Below are 16,027 nucleotides of genomic sequence, written 5' to 3'. Positions count from 1 at the left end.
AACCTCTGACTTCTAACTAATTTCAAGCAACAAATATAACAATTCTACTTAGAAACAAATAATTATGTTAATCAACCCCAATTTCATCAACAAAAATGAAAGCTCTTTTGCCGCTTCCTTTGTGCCACTCGGGAAGTATATTAGGTTTGATAGTTATTTTTAGATACTGCGTTGTAATTGGGTCAAAACTAATATTATGATTAACAAGTTCAATTTTATGAGAAGCGTACTTATTAGGTAGTATTTCAGTTCTAACATTGGTAAAATCAGAATTGTTATCCGATTTTTCAATGATTATTTCGGCAGCATCAAAAATCCAATCTCCGGTATTAACAAGGTTTTTAAAGGCAACATTGCTTACCAAAGTAGGGCTGCCCAAATTAATAACGGCTACAAGGTCGTTTTCTTGAAATCCTATCCAATCGCCGTTTTTGTAGTTTATAATGTCGGAGCTAACGCCGTTTACCAACATTTCAGCTCCGGCGTAAGTATATCTGCTGTCGGGTTCAGTCAATAAAGTTATTGGTTTAAAAGTTGCTTTATTGGTTGTTATTTCTTTTTGCCAATATCTTTTTTTGCCGTTTTTATCGATAGCAACAGCCCTTATGGTACATGTATCTTTAATGGTAATTTCACCTTCGTACAAAGTTGATTTGTCGGTGGGTTCTGTTCCGTCGGTAGTGTAGTAAATCTTACAATCGTCGATAGTTGATAGTTTTATTATTAGAGCATAATTTTCAAAATCAATTTTTGTATCGCTTTTAATATTAAAAACATGTTTAGCCACAGTATATCCAAAGTGTTCGTACAAATTAATGTATTTGGGCAATCGTTTTAAGAAATCGTTGTAATCTTTATGTTCAAGCTCTGTCCATTGCACTTCGCTCATGGCGGCTAAACGGGGCAAAAGCATATATTCGGCGTATTGCGGCGTGCTGATGTATTCAGCCCAAAGATTAGCTTGTGCACCTAATATATGTTTCTTTTCAGACTCGGAAAGGACATCAGGCGTAGGATTAAAAGAGTAAACAAGGTCGATAGGAATATATCCGCCAATAGCCAATGGTTCTTCTTCGGTTATTGAGCTTTGGTAGTAGTCGAAGTAGGCGTAAGTAGTGGGTGTCATAATAACGTCGTGTCCCATTTTTGCAGCTTCAATGCCGCCTTCAGTACCTCGCCACGACATAACAGTAGCGTTTGGTGCAATTTTTCCCTCCAAAATCTCGTCCCAACCAATAATACTGCGGTTGTTTTCGTTCAAAAATTCTTCCATGTACGTCATAATATGACTTTGCAGGTAATATTCTGCACTGTGGTTTTTATCACCTTTTATACCCAATTCTTTAATTTTAGCCTGACATTTTTCGCAGGTCTCCCACTTTGTTTTAGGGACTTCGTCTCCGCCAATATGTATATATTTTGAAGGGAAAATATCCATCACTTCCTTATAAACATTTTTCAAGAAAACATAAACTTCGTCGTTGCCGGCACAAAGCACATCTTCAAATACGCCCCAACGCGTGCTAACTTTATAACCTTCGCCATCGCAACCCAATTGAGGATAAGATGCTAAGGCTGAAAGCATATGTCCCGGAAGGTCAATTTCAGGAATAATTGTTATGTGGCGATCTTGGGCATACTTTACAATATCTCTCAATTCTTCCTGAGTGTAAAACCCTTTATGCTCAATTCCGTCGTACTCGTCGGTGTTTCTGCCGATAACGGTTTCGCTCCTAACGGAACCAATTGTAGTCAAATTCGGGTATTGTTTGATTTCAATACGCCAGCCCTGGTCGTCGGTCAAATGCCAATGAAAAGTATTCATATTGTGAAGAGCCAAAATATCTATAAATCTTTTAACAAAATCTACAGTTTGGAAGTGTCGGGCAACGTCTAACAAAGCACCGCGGTGTTTAAATCGGGGATAATCCTTTATAGTAACAGGTTTAAGTGCTGCGTTGCCTTTACATATTGGAAGAGACTTTCGCAAAGTCTGAATGCCGTAGAAAGCGCCGGCAGGACTGCTACCGTTAATAATAATTTGTTCCGAATTTACCGAAAGTTCGTATGCTTCGGGGTTTTCGTTTTGAAGTTCCGACTTGATAATAATTTCGTTTGTACCGCTTGAGTTTGTCGTAACATCCGGGGCAAATCCTAAAAGATTTTTAATGTATTCAGACAAAAACAAAGCATCTTGCTTCATCTCTTCTTGCTCCTGATAGTAAACAATTTTAGTTTTCGGGTTTAAAATAAATTCTTTACCTTCTTGTAGGCTAATTTCGTTGGGAAGCGGAATTATTCCGTAGTCGGCTTCGTTTGTTTTATTACTGCACGAAAAGGTTAGTACGCCAATAGTAGCCATTATTAATAAAATTAAATGTGTTTTTTTCATATCTGAGTGTTTAACTTGTTTATAATCTTGATGTAATTTGCATTTTAACAAAGGTATAAATTTTGTAATAACAAAAAAACATCACATTTTTTGCAAGGCGAAAAACCTTAATATTCTAAAAAACATTAAGAATTTTTGATATAAAGTTCCTTTTTTAATCAAATACATTACTTTTGCAAAAATTTATAAAACATTAAAAACGTATGAATTATTTGGCTTATTTACTAAGAAAAGGAAAAACGTTTGTACTTTTTTTATCGCTATTATCAATTTATTCAGGCTCACTTTTCGGACAAATTCTAGAACCCGTAAAATGGTCGTATTCAACTAAAATTATAAACGATTCGGTTGCAGAGTTAATTTTCACGGCAACTATCGACGACAAGTGGCACATTTATTCGCAGGAAGTTATACCCGATGGTCCGCGTCCGACATTGTTCATGTTCGACAAAGCCGGCACTTATTCTTTAATAGGTAAGGCTTCGGAACCTCACGCCGAAGAAGAATACGACGAGCAGATGGAAATGAACCTTAAGTTTTTTTCCGATAAAGCCGTATTCAAACAAAAGGTTAAAATGCTTAGCAACAAACCTTTTACAATTACCGGAGAAGTTGAATGTCAGGTTTGCGACGACAAATCCTGTATTTTAGATGTAAAATCGTTTAGCTTTTCGCTTCCGGGAAGCAAGAAGGTTGGTACTCAGGCACTTGTCATTGATGCTACAGCTGAAGCCGATGTTGAATCCGATACAGTAGCAGTTGCCGAACAAGGTGCTGAAGTAGAAGAAGACCAATTAGATGTACACGAAGAATACACAGCAGATGCTTTTACAGGCGAAAATAAATCCTTGTGGTGGTTTTTTGCACAGTCGTTTGCATGGGGGCTTTTGGCTATACTAACACCTTGCGTTTTCCCAATGATACCCATGACGGTGTCGTTTTTTATGAAAAGCGGAGGTAAATTACAAGCTACGGTTTACGGTATATCAATAATATTAATATACGTAATTTTTGGCGTATTGATAGCTGTTTTATTTGGAGCCGATTTCGGCAACTGGCTAAGTACGCACTGGATACCTAACATACTATTCTTTTTAATATTTGTTGTTTTCGCTGCTTCCTTTTTCGGGTATTTTGAAATACGAATGCCGTCGAAGTTAGTGAACAAATCGGTGGCAGCCGAAGAAAAGGGTGGTATAATAGGAACTATTTTTATGGCATTGACCTTAGTTTTGGTGTCATTCAGTTGTACAGGTCCTATTGTTGGAGTGGTTGTTGTGCAAGCCGTTGGCGGACAAATTTTGAAACCTATTATTGGAATGCTCGGCTTTTCATTAGCTTTTGCAATTCCTTTTACATTATTGGCATATTTCCCAAGTTGGTTGGAAAAACTACCCAAATCAGGTGGTTGGCTTAATACGGTTAAGGTTGTAATCGGCTTTATTGAATTGGCATTTGCAATAAAATTCTTAAGCGTTCCCGACTTGACTTATCACTGGGGAATACTAGACCGCGAAATATATATAGGTCTTTGGATTGTTGTATTTACCATGATGGGTTTCTACTTGTTAGGAAAAATCAAATTTCCGCACGACAGCGATTACCCTGTCATCAAATCTTTTCCACGTTTGATGCTTATTATAGCAACATTTGCTTTTGTTGTATATTTAATTCCAGGACTTTGGGGAGCTCCGTTGAAAGGAATTTCTGGCTGGCTACCACCTATGGAAACGCAAGATTTTGACATATCCACAATTGTCCGCGAAAACTCCGGTGGAGGTTCAACTATTAGTTACAATATTACCGAAGAACCTTTATATGGCAAAAACACGAAGTTTAAATTGCCTCACGGCTTAAAAGGTTACTTCGATTTGGAGCAAGCTCTAAGAGTTTCAAAAGAGTTGAACAAGCCTTTGTTTGTTGATTTTACGGGATTTGGATGTACCAACTGCAGAGAGATGGAAAATAGGGTGTGGAGCGATCCTAAGGTGCTGAAGCGACTACGCGAAAACTTTGTGATTGTGGCTCTTTACGTTGATGATAAAAGTATTGAATTGCCCGAAAGCGAATGGTACACCAATGAAGATGGCAGACTTATCAAACTATTGGGTAAGAAGAACGCAGAAATACAAATTAAGCAATTCGGTTCCAATGCTCAGCCATATTATCTGATTTTAGATTCGGATAGAACCCTAATGGTTGAGCCAAGAGCATACAATCTCAATATAAATGAGTTTATAGATTTCTTAGATAGAGGAGCCGAGAATTACAACAAAAGGCATAATTAGGTTTTTACGTTCTTTTGTGTTATTTCGTTCCGTATTATTTTTAAAGGAACTCAATGCTCTCGAACCGTTAATACGGTTCTCGGGTGACACAAAAGAACCAAAAAGTCAAGGCTGACATTTCTTTTCTGAATTTCGTTCTCATAAATCCAAAGTTCGTGCGGGTGATTTCCGAGCAAGCTCGGAACTTCCCGTTCTCACTAAGGATTTATTTCGAACTTCATTCAGAAGAAATGTATGCCATCCTTGTTTTAAAGCAAAATTTTTGGCTATTGTGTTTTGTTACTTTACAGATTACTCACGCGAAAAGAGTGAAGTTAATTTATTACAAAACAGCTTAACAAAATCGCCAACTTACGATTGCTTTGCCAAAGCAGGCGGGATAAAATTTCATTCGTTTAATATCCTTTTTACGCAGAATATGTATAAAAGAAACGTTAAAAATTCTGAATCCCTGTAAGAAATTTAGTTTCTTTTATACGGTTTTTATTGCCTTTAGGCAATAAAAAATTCCTTGTAAAAAGTGTCTTTTCTTTTGTTTCGTTTTCTTTGGACAAGCAAAGAAAATGAAAGAAACAAAATTGAAACTGTAAATGATTATTTTTAAAAATGCATTCAAAATTGAAACTGTAAATTTTGAACTTGTTAGTTGTAAGTCAATGCAACTTTCGTTAAAATTAATTTTAATTTTGTCAAAATACTTTTCAGAAAATAAAACTTTGGCACATACTTTGTTTTAAACTTAATAACATATATGTTGTAATACTAATAAAATAAAGGTTTAACTTAATAAAATATAGAGCCATGAAAAAGATAGTAATAACAATAGCAATTATTTTCGCCCTGTCGGTTAGTGCTTTTCAAAGTGAAGTTCAAGCACAAAGAATGGACGGAGGAATTACATTCCAAACTTTTTATAATGATTTATCTCCTTACGGCGATTGGGTTTACACCTACGATTACGGTTACGTATGGCGTCCCTGGTTCGACAGGTACGACTACTTCCAACCGTACGCGACTGACGGATACTGGGAAAACACACCTTACGGTTGGATGTGGATTTCCGATTACAAATGGGGTTGGGCTACATTCCACTATGGTCGTTGGTTTTACGACGACTACTTAGGTTGGATGTGGATTCCCGGATATGAATGGGCTCCTGCATGGGTTACCTGGGGAACCTACAGAAATTGCTACGGCTGGGCTCCAATGGGACCAAACGTTTCAATTACTGTGAGTTGGAACGCTCCTTCGTCTTGGTGGACTTTCGTTCCTAAAAGACACTTTTACTCATACAACTGGAACAATTACATATACGACAGAAGGGTTGTTGTAAATAGAATTACTATAATCAACAATGTGTATGTGTATAACAACGGTTACGACGACGGCTACGTATACGGCTATGACAAGGGTTACAGAAGAGGCTACAATAGAGGCTACAACAGAGGTTACGACCGTGGGTATGACCATGGCTACAACAGTGGATACAAAGAAGGATATGACGATGGCTGGTACTACGGTCCACGTGTTAGCGATGTAGAATACCATTACCAAGGAAAAGTTAGAGAAAAAAGTGTAGTAGATGTTAACAGAAAAACTGAAGAAGTTGTTTCAAACAATACTGTATCTGTCTATCGTCCAAGAGTTGAAAAAGCTGATACTCAAGCAAGACCAACCAATGTAGTAGATAGAAAAGATTTGAGAGGCTCTACGAATGTTAGCTCTGCTGGACGCGACAATGTCGGCAGACAAGATAGCAAACACGACTCCAGATTCCACTCAAAAGATGTGAGAGTAAGACCTGAAAACGTAGCTCGTGAAAGAGACGGTCGTACCAACACAGGAGTCAATTCTGCAGGTCGCGATGGTAGCAAACCGACAGTTTCTCCCGACAGAAAAGTTGATAACAGAACCGACAGAGCCAGACCGGACAACGTTTCCCCGAGAAGAGAAAGTCGCACCGATACCGGAGTAAGCACACCTGAAAGAAAGGTTGATACAAGCAATGACAGAGTCAGTCCAAGAAAAGATACTCCTGAAAGAGAGGGTCGTAACAACACTGGAGTAAGCACACCCGAAAGAAAAGTTGACACTAGAAACGACAGAGTAAGTCCTAGAAAAGCTACTCCTGAAAGAGAAAGTCGTCCCAATACGAAAGTTGATTCAAGAAAAGAAAGGTCTACACCAAAAAATGTATCTCGCGAAAGAGAAAAAGGTAATACAAGCAAGGTTGGTACTGGCAGTCGCGATAACAATAAACAAAGCAGCAGTGTTAGAACAAGGAACGAGGGAAGTACTGCTAAGGCAGAAACGAGCAAAGTGTCACGTCAATCTTCACAAAGAACACAAGACAAAGTGAGTTCATCTAGCAGAAGTAATACTGTAAAACGCGACGATAGCAATACATCTAATAAAAAATCGGAAGCTAGCAGAAGCAGAACGGTTTCGTCAGCTGGCAGAAACAAATAATAGATTTAAACTTATAAATCAAATCGGAGTTGGATTTTAATAATTCGACTTCGATTTTTTTTCTTTGCTGTCGGATAAAGTTAGCTATCGGCTATTGGCTGTTAGCTTTTGGCTAAGTAAACATAAGCTAATGGCTAATAGCCAACGGCTAATAGCTAACAGCTAATGGCAATTTTAAAACTTTTTATCCCATTTTAGGTACTGTGAAACCAAAAAATTGTGTACCTTTGAAAGAAAAAATCGTAACTATGAAAAGAATAGTAATATTAACAGGAGCCGGTGTTAGTGCCGAGAGTGGTATTCGTACCTTTAGAGATAGCGATGGTTTGTGGGAAAACTATCGTGTAGAAGATGTAGCAACATACGATGCTTGGCTGAGAGATCCCGAATTGGTTATTAAATTCTACAACGAAAGATACGACCAAATAAGAGCAGCCGAACCTAATGCAGCTCACTTGGCTCTTAAAAAGTTGGAGCAAAAATATACCGTCGATGTAATTACTCAAAACATCGACGATTTGCACGAGAGAGGCGGTTCGAGCAGAGTTTTACATTTACATGGCGAAATAACCAAAGCAAGGTCGTCGGAGTACGACGATTTGATTTATCCGTACCCGATAGAAGGTTTGAAAATAGGCGACAAGTGCGAAAAGGGCTATCAGCTCAGACCGCACATAGTTTGGTTTGGCGAAGCCGTACCTATGCTCGTTAAAGCTGCCAATATCGTTGAAAAAGCAGATATAGTGATTATTATAGGAACTTCAATGGTCGTATATCCGGCTGCATCGCTTATACATTATGCCAAACGTGATATCCCCAAATATTATATCGACCCGAAAGCAAGTAATGTTAGCGGTGTTTCTAATTTAAATATAATTGCAGATAAAGCCGGCACAGCCACACCAAAGCTAGTCGATGAGCTTTTGGAAAATGCTTAAAAAACATAATCTGCATTTGTTAACCGGATTTGGAAACTTTGTAAATGTTTGTTGTTGCACAATATCATCGGTTGTTGTGTCTTAAATTTTCAAAATAATTTTTCTTTTTTATGTTAATCAATATCTAATAATATGATTTTGTTAAATTTGCCAATCGATGATTAACAATACATAAAAAAACAAGCAATATACATGAGAAGGCATCTGTTTTATTTACTAATAGTAGCATTGGCATTTGTTGCCTGCGACCCCGAAAACCCCGACTACGACGCTATTGATGAGGCTAAAATCAAGGAATATATTACCGAACACAATATCAACGCAACTCGTAGCAATAGCGGTTTGTATTACTTTATAGAAGAGCCTGGGAACGATATGCATCCTATGCACAATTCCTTGGTTAGAGTTAAATACACCGGAATGCTTTTAGATAGCACTTTTTTTGACAAGACATCGGACTCGCCGGTAAGTCTTACTCTTAATAATACTATCAGAGGTTTTAGCGAAGGAGTTCAGCTTATAGGCGTAGGCGGGAAAATTAAACTTTTTATTCCTTCAAGTTTGGGATATGGAGTTAACGAAAAACCCAAAATTCCTAAAAACTCCGTCCTGATTTTCGACATAGAACTTGTTGAATTTTACTAATTTGTAAATGGAGGCAAACTTCGACAAAACATATTACAGAGCGACAAAATATTGCTCTTACGCCGAAAGGTGCACATTTGACGTTAAAAAGAAACTTATTGAATGGAAAGTTGAAGATAAGTTACATAAAAAAATATTAGACAGATTGACAGATGAGGGATACATAAACAACAGCCGTTATATAAGTTCTTATGTTAGCGGAAAGTTTGCAAACAATAAGTGGGGAAAGACAAAAATAAAATACAGTCTGATAACCAAGGGCTTTGATAGTAAAACCGTTGATGCAGAATTGGAAAAGATAAACGAAGCCGAATACAACGAGTGCATACTGCGTTTGGCGAAGGGAAAAATAAAATCTGTTGAGAGCAAAAAACTTGACTCTGCCGATGTCCGAAACAAAACCATATCGTACTTATTGAGCAAGGGTTTTGAGTTAGACGCAATTATTGATAATATTGAAAAAATGTTTTAAAACCATAATATGATAACATCCGACCAAATAAAAGAAGCAAAAGAACGCTTAGATGCGTTGAGGAGGTATCTTTGACATCGATAAAAAGCTTACAGAAATTTCGGAAGAGGAAGCAATAACGCGTTCAGCCGATTTTTGGAATGATACCAAGAAAGCCGAAACAATCCTGAAATCAATTCAAAGAAAAAAATCGTGGACAGAGCCGTATCAGGAGGCATATAGCAATTTTGAAGATTTATCGGTTTTGGTTGAATTGGTTAAAGCCGAAATAAGCGACCAAGAACATGAGCAATCCGAAGAATATGCAGAAGTTGAGAGCTTATACAACAAATTATTATCTCAAATAGAAGATTTGGAGCTTAAAAACATGCTTTCGGGAACTGAAGACGAGTTGGATGCAATAATACAAATAAATTCGGGAGCGGGCGGAACCGAAAGTCAGGATTGGGCTGAAATACTGTTGCGAATGTACTCGCGTTGGGCAGAAAGAAACGATTACAAGTTGACAGAATTAGACATCAACGAGGGCGATGTTGCAGGTATTAAGTCAGTAACGATAGAGATAAGCGGCGACCATGCTTTCGGATACTTAAAAGGAGAAAATGGAGTGCACAGACTTGTCAGAATTTCTCCCTTTGATGCTAATAAACGCAGGCACACTTCTTTTGCTTCGGTTTATGTATATCCGGTTGTAGATGAAAACATAGATATACAGCTCAATCCTGCCGATATTTCGTGGGATACGTTTAGAAGTAGCGGTCCGGGCGGACAAAATGTTAACAAGGTGGAAACTGCAGTCAGACTTCATCACCACCCAACGGGAATTGTTGTGGAATGCCAAGTTACACGCTCGCAAGTTCAAAACAGAGAAAAAGCTATACAAATGCTTAAATCGCAGCTGTACGAAATTGAGCTCCGAAAACAAAAAGAGGCACAAATGGAAATTGAGGGAAACAAAAAGAAAATAGAGTGGGGCTCGCAAATCAGAAGTTATACGCTACATCCTTACAAACTTGTTAAAGACCACAGAACAGGAACCGAAGCGACTAATGCAAGCGAAGTGCTTGACGGCGATATAAACCAATTCCTAAAATCGTATTTGATGCAATTTGGGAGCAATTATTAACCTATAATTTTTATTGTTTTGGAAAAACCTGATATAGCAAACTGTAAATTTAAACTGTCGTTGATAAACTCAATCAACAGCGGCAGCGATAGCATTGCTATTGTTACTCCCGAACGTGCATATACCTACAACGAATTTAAAATTCAGATTTCAAAGTATAGTGGTTTATTCAAACAAAACAATATCTCCGACAAATTAGGCATTATCAATCACCACGATTTTTATACTTACAGCGCTATTGTTGCCTGCATTATCAGCGGAATTACGTATATCCCAATAGAACCCACGCATCCTGTTGAGAGGAATAAACACATTATCGACCAAACTGATATAAAACATATTTTTTGCTCTCCTGATACTGACTTATCTGAAAATGAGCTGATTAGCAAATTGATTTTAAAACTTGAAGGTCAAAACAAATTGGAAGATGAGCTTGATATTACTTTTTCAAACAATCCGGTTTATATTTTGTTTACTTCCGGCACAACCGGCATTCCTAAAGGAGTTCCTATTTATCCCGAAAATTTGAATTCCTTTGTGGATATTGTTTTTAGTCAACCATGGGATATAAGCTCAAAGTCTAAATTTCTGCAAGTCTTTGATTTAACCTTCGACTTGTCGGTGTTTTCTTTTTTGATACCGTTTATAGCCGGAGCTTCTTTATACATCAGCGACAGCGGTGCTATAAAAAACTTGGTTGCCATCAACTCAATAATGACCAACAAAATAACGCATGTACTAACCGTACCTTCGTTTATAACCTTGTTGATGCCGTATTTTAATCGCATTAGTTTACCCGAGGTTGAGCATTGGTTTTTTTGTGGCGAAGCTTTGTCGGCAAGTCAGATACAAAAATGGCAAAACTGCGTTCCCAAAGCCAAAATATGGAATCTGTACGGACCAACCGAAGCAACAATTTTTTGCACTTCGTACTACTGCCAACCCAATAACACTAAGCAATACAACGATATTGTGTGCATAGGTAAACCTTTTGAAAACACCAAATTTTACATTCATAATACTGATGACGACAATTTAGGCGAACTGTATATAAGTGGAAATCAGACTGTTAAATCGTATTTGAATAATGCTGATGAAGAGCAGTTTACTACAATCGACGATACTTTTTATTACAAGTCTGCCGATTTAGTTTTTAAAGACGAGCAAGGCGATTACTTTTTTGTCGGCAGAAACGATTCGCAAATAAAAATACAAGGTTACAGAATTGAGTTGGGAGAAATTGAGCATGCGGCTTTAAAACATAAAAGTATCAAGCAAGCCGCTGCCGTTTGCCTCGAACAAGGCGAAAATAAAATTATTGCTTTGGCTATTGTTGCCGATGCCAATTTGTACAATGAAGACGATTTTATAAGTTTTTTGGGCGAAAACCTGCCTAAATACATGGTTCCCAAAAAAATAGAACTGTTAGATGAAATGCCTTATAACCTTAACGGCAAAATCGACAGGAAATACTTAAAGAAAACTTTAGCTGACACTGCAAATGACAAATAACAACGAAATAACAATCCGACCTGCCAACAAAAACGATATTCCGTTTATAGCCAAAGTTATTATCAATGCTGAAAAGGGAATGGGAGCGACTGTCAGTTATTGCAGACTGTTTGAAATCAGCGAAGCCGAATTTTACGATTTTCTTGTCGCCATTTTGGAAATTAATTTACCCAACTACGAATTTTCGATGGACTCTTACGGTATTGCCGTGCAAAACAATAAAAGCGTAGCTTGTTGCGGAGCTTGGGTCGAAGGTATTGCAGGCATTTCGTCTTCAATGCTCAAAATAAATGCTTTTAAAAAGGGCTTTTCTAAAGAAAAAATGAACGTTTTTTACAAGAACATCGGCGACGTTGAAAATCTTTCGTTTAAACGCGTGCCAAACGTTATACAATTAGAGTACATGTACATTGAACCCGAAGTTAGAGGACACAATTTACCCAAAATGTTTGTCGATTATCACATTAATAGATTGAAGCATTTGGGAGCGGAAAAGATGCACGGATATATTATCGAAGAAAATGTGATTTCGGTCAGAGCCATGCAAAAAGCAGGAATGAAAATTATTGGAAAAATTACCGATAATAATCCGAAGGTGGCAGAATATTACAATGGAAATTCTCGTTTACTATTAGAGATCGAATTATAACAAAAACGTATGGAGAACAATATTTTAGAAAAAATCAACGAAATTTTTGTAAAGATTTTAAAGAATAAGAATCTGAAAATTAGTCTGACTGACACACCCGAAACCATTAATGGTTGGGATTCGCTGACTCATGCTCAAATTATTACCGAAGTTGAGGAAGTATTTGGAATTGAGTTTTCGCTTACTGAGTTGGTCGAAATATCCGACATTGCTAAATTAGTTTCGATTATTGAAAAGAAAAAATAAATAGCTTGGCAAAAGTTCAACGCCGGAAAAAGAGAATTTGCACCGACAAAATTATAAACAGATGAAAATTAAAATTTTGCTTACTTTCGATTACGAGTTGCCTTTGGGCGAACTGCGTACCGATTATGCGCAAGCACTTTTTAATCCGACTGACAATCTGTTAAATATAGCGGAGCAAGAAAACGTGCCTATAACTTTGTTTGCAGATATTTTGTCGGCTTACAAGTTCAAGCAATGGGACTACAACGGCTTTTACCAACCTTATGTTGAGCAAATAGAAAACGCTATAAAGCAAAACCACGATGTGCAGTTGCATGTGCATCCGCATTGGCTTACAAGCAGTTTTGAAAACGGAAAAGTCCTTTACTCAACTGATTTTTCATTAAGCGATTTTGCAAACGATAAAGAGTATAGTATTTCCGAAATAATTACTTTGTCGCACAAATTGTTGTCGCAAATAACTCAACAAGCCGACGCCAATCATAAAATTATTGCCTATCGTGCCGGCGGTTATAATATTGAGCCTGCATCAGACCTGATTTTCAAATCGCTGATAGAAAACGGCATAAAATACGACAGCTCAATTGCTCTGGGTTATTATTTTGCTTCGCAGATTTCAACTGTTGACTTCCGAAAATATCCCAAATCGCAAACTTGGTTAATCGATGAATCCGGAAATTTCAGAGTTAATAATCAATCGGGAATAAGGGAAATTCCCATCGCCACAATTCCGAAAAAACTTTTTGAAGTGCCAACAGCTTTAAAACTCAAATTTTCAAAACAAAAGGGTTCTGTACACGGCACTATGATACATCAAAATTACAGTCCCACACTTGGCGAAAAAATAAAAATGAAGTTGGCAAACCGAATGCTAACTTTCGACAATTACACGTATTCAGATACTTACAACCTAAAAATTTTAGAATATCAAATAAAAAAACACAAAAAAAACAGCGAAATAATAATTTCAAGTTGTTCGCATCCTAAGTCTATGAATGAAAGGAGTTTTTATTTGATGAAAAAATTCATTTCTCAGGTTAGAGAAGAGTACCCCGAAGCCGAGTTTACAACCTTTAAAGATTTATAAAACGCAATGCAAATAACACGATTTTTGTATAAAATTCTTCCCGAAAAGTGGTTTATTAAAATCAGAAAAATATATCGTACAAGGCAGAGCAGTAAGTACGAGCCACTTAGCTATGACGAACTTAAAGATATATTAATCAACACTTTAAAGTTGCAAAAAGGCGACCATGTGCTGATACACAGCTCAATGGATTTTTTGAAAACCACTTGCAATCCTTTGGAAATATTGAACTTATTGCTCGAAATTGTTGGAAAAGAAGGTGCATTATTGTTTCCTTGTTGGCATTCTACCAAAAGAGCGGAAGAATTATTGGAAGCCAATACCGTTTTCGATGTGAGGAAATCGCCTTCGGTAATGGGTATGCTCAGCGAATTGGCAAGGCGGCATCCCGAAGCAAAACGCAGTCTGCACCCTACCAACAGTATTGTTGCCATAGGTAGTAAAGCTGATTATTTTGTAAATACTCATCACAATGATATTTATCCTTGCGGAACCGAAAGTCCTTTATACAAACTTGTAGTCAGCAACGGCAAAACCATTGGAATTGGCGTCGATGCAACGTTTATGTCATTTATTCATTGTCCCGAAGATGTTTTAAAATCGGAATTTCCATTCAAAACTCGCAATGAAAAGATATACGATGCAACAGTTATTGGGTACAATTCCGAAGAAATGAAGGTTAAAACTCTTGTTGCCAGCAAAAACATCAGCAATTTCGATATACGTAAGTTTGTCAACACCAATATCGAACCCGAAATTTGCCAAAATATAACTATAAAATCCAACAGATTTTTCAGAGCCGATTGTAAACCGCTTTTCGACAAACTTGTCGAGCTAAGCAAACAAAACATAACAATATATAATCAGTAAAAAACAGAATTATGACCTTAGATGAACTTCAAACTAAAACCGATAAATGGATAAAAGAATATGGAGTAAGATATTACTCGGAGCTGACAAATACGGTAATATTGATGGAAGAAGTCGGCGAAATGGCTAGAATTGTCGCCAGAAAATACGGTGAGCAAAGTTGCAAACAATCCGATGCTGATTTGAATTTAGCAGACGAAATAGCAGATGTTTTGTTTGTCTTGACTTGTATTGCAAATCAGTGTGATATTAATTTGGAAGATGCCATAGAAAAAAACTTCGACAAGAAAACCAAACGCGACAGCACGCGCCACAAAAACAATCCGAAGTTGTTATAAGCCGAACTATCAGTAGTTTGCAAACGTAATAAACTTTAAAACAATATTTTAAATTTCAGAATAAGTTAAAATAATTATAACTTTGTAGTCCGAAATAAAACAGTTTATAATACAAAAACACCAACTATGAAAGGAATAATTTTAGCCGGAGGAGCTGGTACACGTTTACATCCAATAACGCTCACACTGAGTAAGCAATTAATACCTGTTTACGACAAGCCAATGATATACTATCCGTTGTCAACACTGATGATGGCAGGCATAAACGAAATATTAATTATCAGCACTCCGCGTGATTTACCGGGTTTTAAAGCTCTTTTGGGCAGCGGCGAAGATATAGGTTGTTCGTTTTCATACGCCGAACAAGCTGTTCCCAACGGCATTGCTCAGGCATTTGTTATAGGCGAAAAGTTTATTGGCAACGATAGTGTTGTCCTTATTTTGGGCGACAATATATTTTACGGAACAAGTCTGCAAAAAACTCTTAGCAGCTGCGTTGATCCTGATGGAGGTGTTGTTTTTGCATATCACGTCAACGACCCCGAAAGGTATGGTGTTGTTGAATTTAACGACAAAATGGAAGCCATTTCTATAGAAGAAAAACCGGCAAATCCGAAATCAAATTATGCTGTGCCCGGTTTGTATTTCTACGATAATACTGTTGTTGAAGTAGCAAAAAACATCAAACCCAGCAAAAGAGGCGAATACGAAATAACCGACGTAAACAAACACTATCTTGACAATAACAAACTTAAAGTAGCTTTGTTGGGCAGAGGTTCGGCATGGCTTGATACAGGCACGTTTGCATCGCTGATGCAGGCTTCGCAATTTGTGCAAATTATCGAAGACAGGCAAGGTCTTAAAATCGGCTGTATTGAAGAAGTTGCCTATCGTATGGGCTTTATAGATGCAGCCAAGTTGGAACAAATAGCTCAACCACTTATAAAAAGCGGATACGGTGAGTATCTTGTTAACTTAATTAAAACAAAATAAAA

At 37.3% G+C, this 16,027-nt stretch carries 14 protein-coding genes; 13 read left to right on the top strand and 1 reads right to left on the bottom strand.

The annotated features are described in order from the left end of the window. Positions 1-67: 67 nt before the first annotated feature. A complete protein-coding gene (locus tag PHP31_01290; protein MDD3737915.1) occupies positions 68-2,392 on the bottom strand; it encodes a family 20 glycosylhydrolase in 2,325 nt (774 codons plus the stop codon). 203 nt (positions 2,393-2,595) lie between these two features. On the opposite strand from PHP31_01290, the gene PHP31_01285 reads away from it, so the two are divergent. The 13 genes from PHP31_01285 (at position 2,596) to rfbA (ending at position 16,025) form a co-directional block, all read left to right on the top strand. Beyond that, the gene (locus PHP31_01285) at positions 2,596-4,680 is read left to right on the top strand and encodes a thioredoxin family protein (GenBank protein ID MDD3737914.1); all 2,085 of its coding nucleotides are present in this window, start codon (positions 2,596-2,598) and stop codon (positions 4,678-4,680) included. An 801-nt stretch (positions 4,681-5,481) separates the two neighbouring features. Beyond that, a complete protein-coding gene (locus PHP31_01280) occupies positions 5,482-7,149 on the top strand; it encodes a hypothetical protein (GenBank protein ID MDD3737913.1) in 1,668 nt (555 codons plus the stop codon). A 248-nt stretch (positions 7,150-7,397) separates the two neighbouring features. Then, on the top strand, positions 7,398-8,087 hold the full coding sequence (locus PHP31_01275) for an NAD-dependent deacylase (GenBank protein ID MDD3737912.1): 690 nt from the start codon (positions 7,398-7,400) through the stop codon (positions 8,085-8,087). 192 nt (positions 8,088-8,279) lie between these two features. Then, a complete protein-coding gene (locus PHP31_01270; GenBank protein MDD3737911.1) occupies positions 8,280-8,732 on the top strand; it encodes an FKBP-type peptidyl-prolyl cis-trans isomerase in 453 nt (150 codons plus the stop codon). Between the two features lie 7 nt (positions 8,733-8,739). Continuing rightward, positions 8,740-9,204 carry a regulatory protein RecX gene (locus tag PHP31_01265; protein MDD3737910.1) on the top strand — a complete coding sequence of 155 codons (465 nt, stop codon included), beginning with the start codon at positions 8,740-8,742 and terminating at the stop codon, positions 9,202-9,204. Positions 9,205-9,213: 9 nt separating this feature from the next. After that, a protein-coding gene (gene prfB / locus PHP31_01260) for a peptide chain release factor 2 (protein MDD3737909.1) occupies positions 9,214-10,330 on the top strand; the annotation gives its coding sequence in 2 pieces (ribosomal slippage) (positions 9,214-9,276 and positions 9,278-10,330; 1,116 coding nt in all). Between the two features lie 18 nt (positions 10,331-10,348). After that, positions 10,349-11,842 (top strand): AMP-binding protein, encoded by a 1,494-nt coding sequence (locus PHP31_01255; GenBank protein ID MDD3737908.1) that lies wholly within the window; start codon positions 10,349-10,351, stop codon positions 11,840-11,842. After that, positions 11,832-12,491 carry a hypothetical protein gene (locus PHP31_01250; protein MDD3737907.1) on the top strand — a complete coding sequence of 220 codons (660 nt, stop codon included), beginning with the start codon at positions 11,832-11,834 and terminating at the stop codon, positions 12,489-12,491. Before PHP31_01255 ends, PHP31_01250 begins: the two co-directional genes overlap by 11 nt. Positions 12,492-12,500: 9 nt before the next feature. Further along, positions 12,501-12,737 (top strand): acyl carrier protein, encoded by a 237-nt coding sequence (locus PHP31_01245; GenBank protein ID MDD3737906.1) that lies wholly within the window; start codon positions 12,501-12,503, stop codon positions 12,735-12,737. A 61-nt stretch (positions 12,738-12,798) separates the two neighbouring features. After that, positions 12,799-13,824 carry a hypothetical protein gene (locus PHP31_01240; GenBank protein MDD3737905.1) on the top strand — a complete coding sequence of 342 codons (1,026 nt, stop codon included), beginning with the start codon at positions 12,799-12,801 and terminating at the stop codon, positions 13,822-13,824. Positions 13,825-13,830: 6 nt separating this feature from the next. Further along, on the top strand, positions 13,831-14,694 hold the full coding sequence (locus PHP31_01235; protein MDD3737904.1) for an AAC(3) family N-acetyltransferase: 864 nt from the start codon (positions 13,831-13,833) through the stop codon (positions 14,692-14,694). Positions 14,695-14,705: 11 nt separating this feature from the next. Next, positions 14,706-15,032, top strand: a complete 327-nt coding sequence (locus PHP31_01230) for a nucleotide pyrophosphohydrolase (GenBank protein MDD3737903.1) — start codon at positions 14,706-14,708, stop codon at positions 15,030-15,032. 126 nt (positions 15,033-15,158) lie between these two features. Then, on the top strand, positions 15,159-16,025 hold the full coding sequence (gene rfbA, locus PHP31_01225; GenBank protein MDD3737902.1) for a glucose-1-phosphate thymidylyltransferase RfbA: 867 nt from the start codon (positions 15,159-15,161) through the stop codon (positions 16,023-16,025). The last annotated feature ends 2 nt before the right edge of the window (positions 16,026-16,027 follow it).

The organism is Lentimicrobiaceae bacterium, from assembly GCA_028697555.1.
Taxonomy (GTDB): Bacteria; Bacteroidota; Bacteroidia; order Bacteroidales; family UBA4417; genus UBA4417.
Note: the sequence above shows the minus strand (reverse complement) of the source record. Positions and strands in the feature narration are given on the sequence as shown.

Bases quoted from the DNA above. Each gene is read 5' to 3' on its own strand.
- PHP31_01290 (MDD3737915.1), bottom strand. From the start codon at position 2,392: ATGAAAAAAACACATTTAATTTTATTAATAATGGCTACTATTGGCGTA.
- PHP31_01285 (MDD3737914.1), top strand. From the start codon at position 2,596: ATGAATTATTTGGCTTATTTACTAAGAAAAGGAAAAACGTTTGTACTT.
- PHP31_01280 (MDD3737913.1), top strand. From the start codon at position 5,482: ATGAAAAAGATAGTAATAACAATAGCAATTATTTTCGCCCTGTCGGTT.
- PHP31_01275 (MDD3737912.1), top strand. From the start codon at position 7,398: ATGAAAAGAATAGTAATATTAACAGGAGCCGGTGTTAGTGCCGAGAGT.
- PHP31_01270 (MDD3737911.1), top strand. From the start codon at position 8,280: ATGAGAAGGCATCTGTTTTATTTACTAATAGTAGCATTGGCATTTGTT.
- PHP31_01265 (MDD3737910.1), top strand. From the start codon at position 8,740: ATGGAGGCAAACTTCGACAAAACATATTACAGAGCGACAAAATATTGC.
- PHP31_01250 (MDD3737907.1), top strand. From the start codon at position 11,832: ATGACAAATAACAACGAAATAACAATCCGACCTGCCAACAAAAACGAT.
- PHP31_01245 (MDD3737906.1), top strand. From the start codon at position 12,501: ATGGAGAACAATATTTTAGAAAAAATCAACGAAATTTTTGTAAAGATT.
- PHP31_01240 (MDD3737905.1), top strand. From the start codon at position 12,799: ATGAAAATTAAAATTTTGCTTACTTTCGATTACGAGTTGCCTTTGGGC.
- PHP31_01235 (MDD3737904.1), top strand. From the start codon at position 13,831: ATGCAAATAACACGATTTTTGTATAAAATTCTTCCCGAAAAGTGGTTT.
- PHP31_01230 (MDD3737903.1), top strand. From the start codon at position 14,706: ATGACCTTAGATGAACTTCAAACTAAAACCGATAAATGGATAAAAGAA.
- rfbA (MDD3737902.1), top strand. From the start codon at position 15,159: ATGAAAGGAATAATTTTAGCCGGAGGAGCTGGTACACGTTTACATCCA.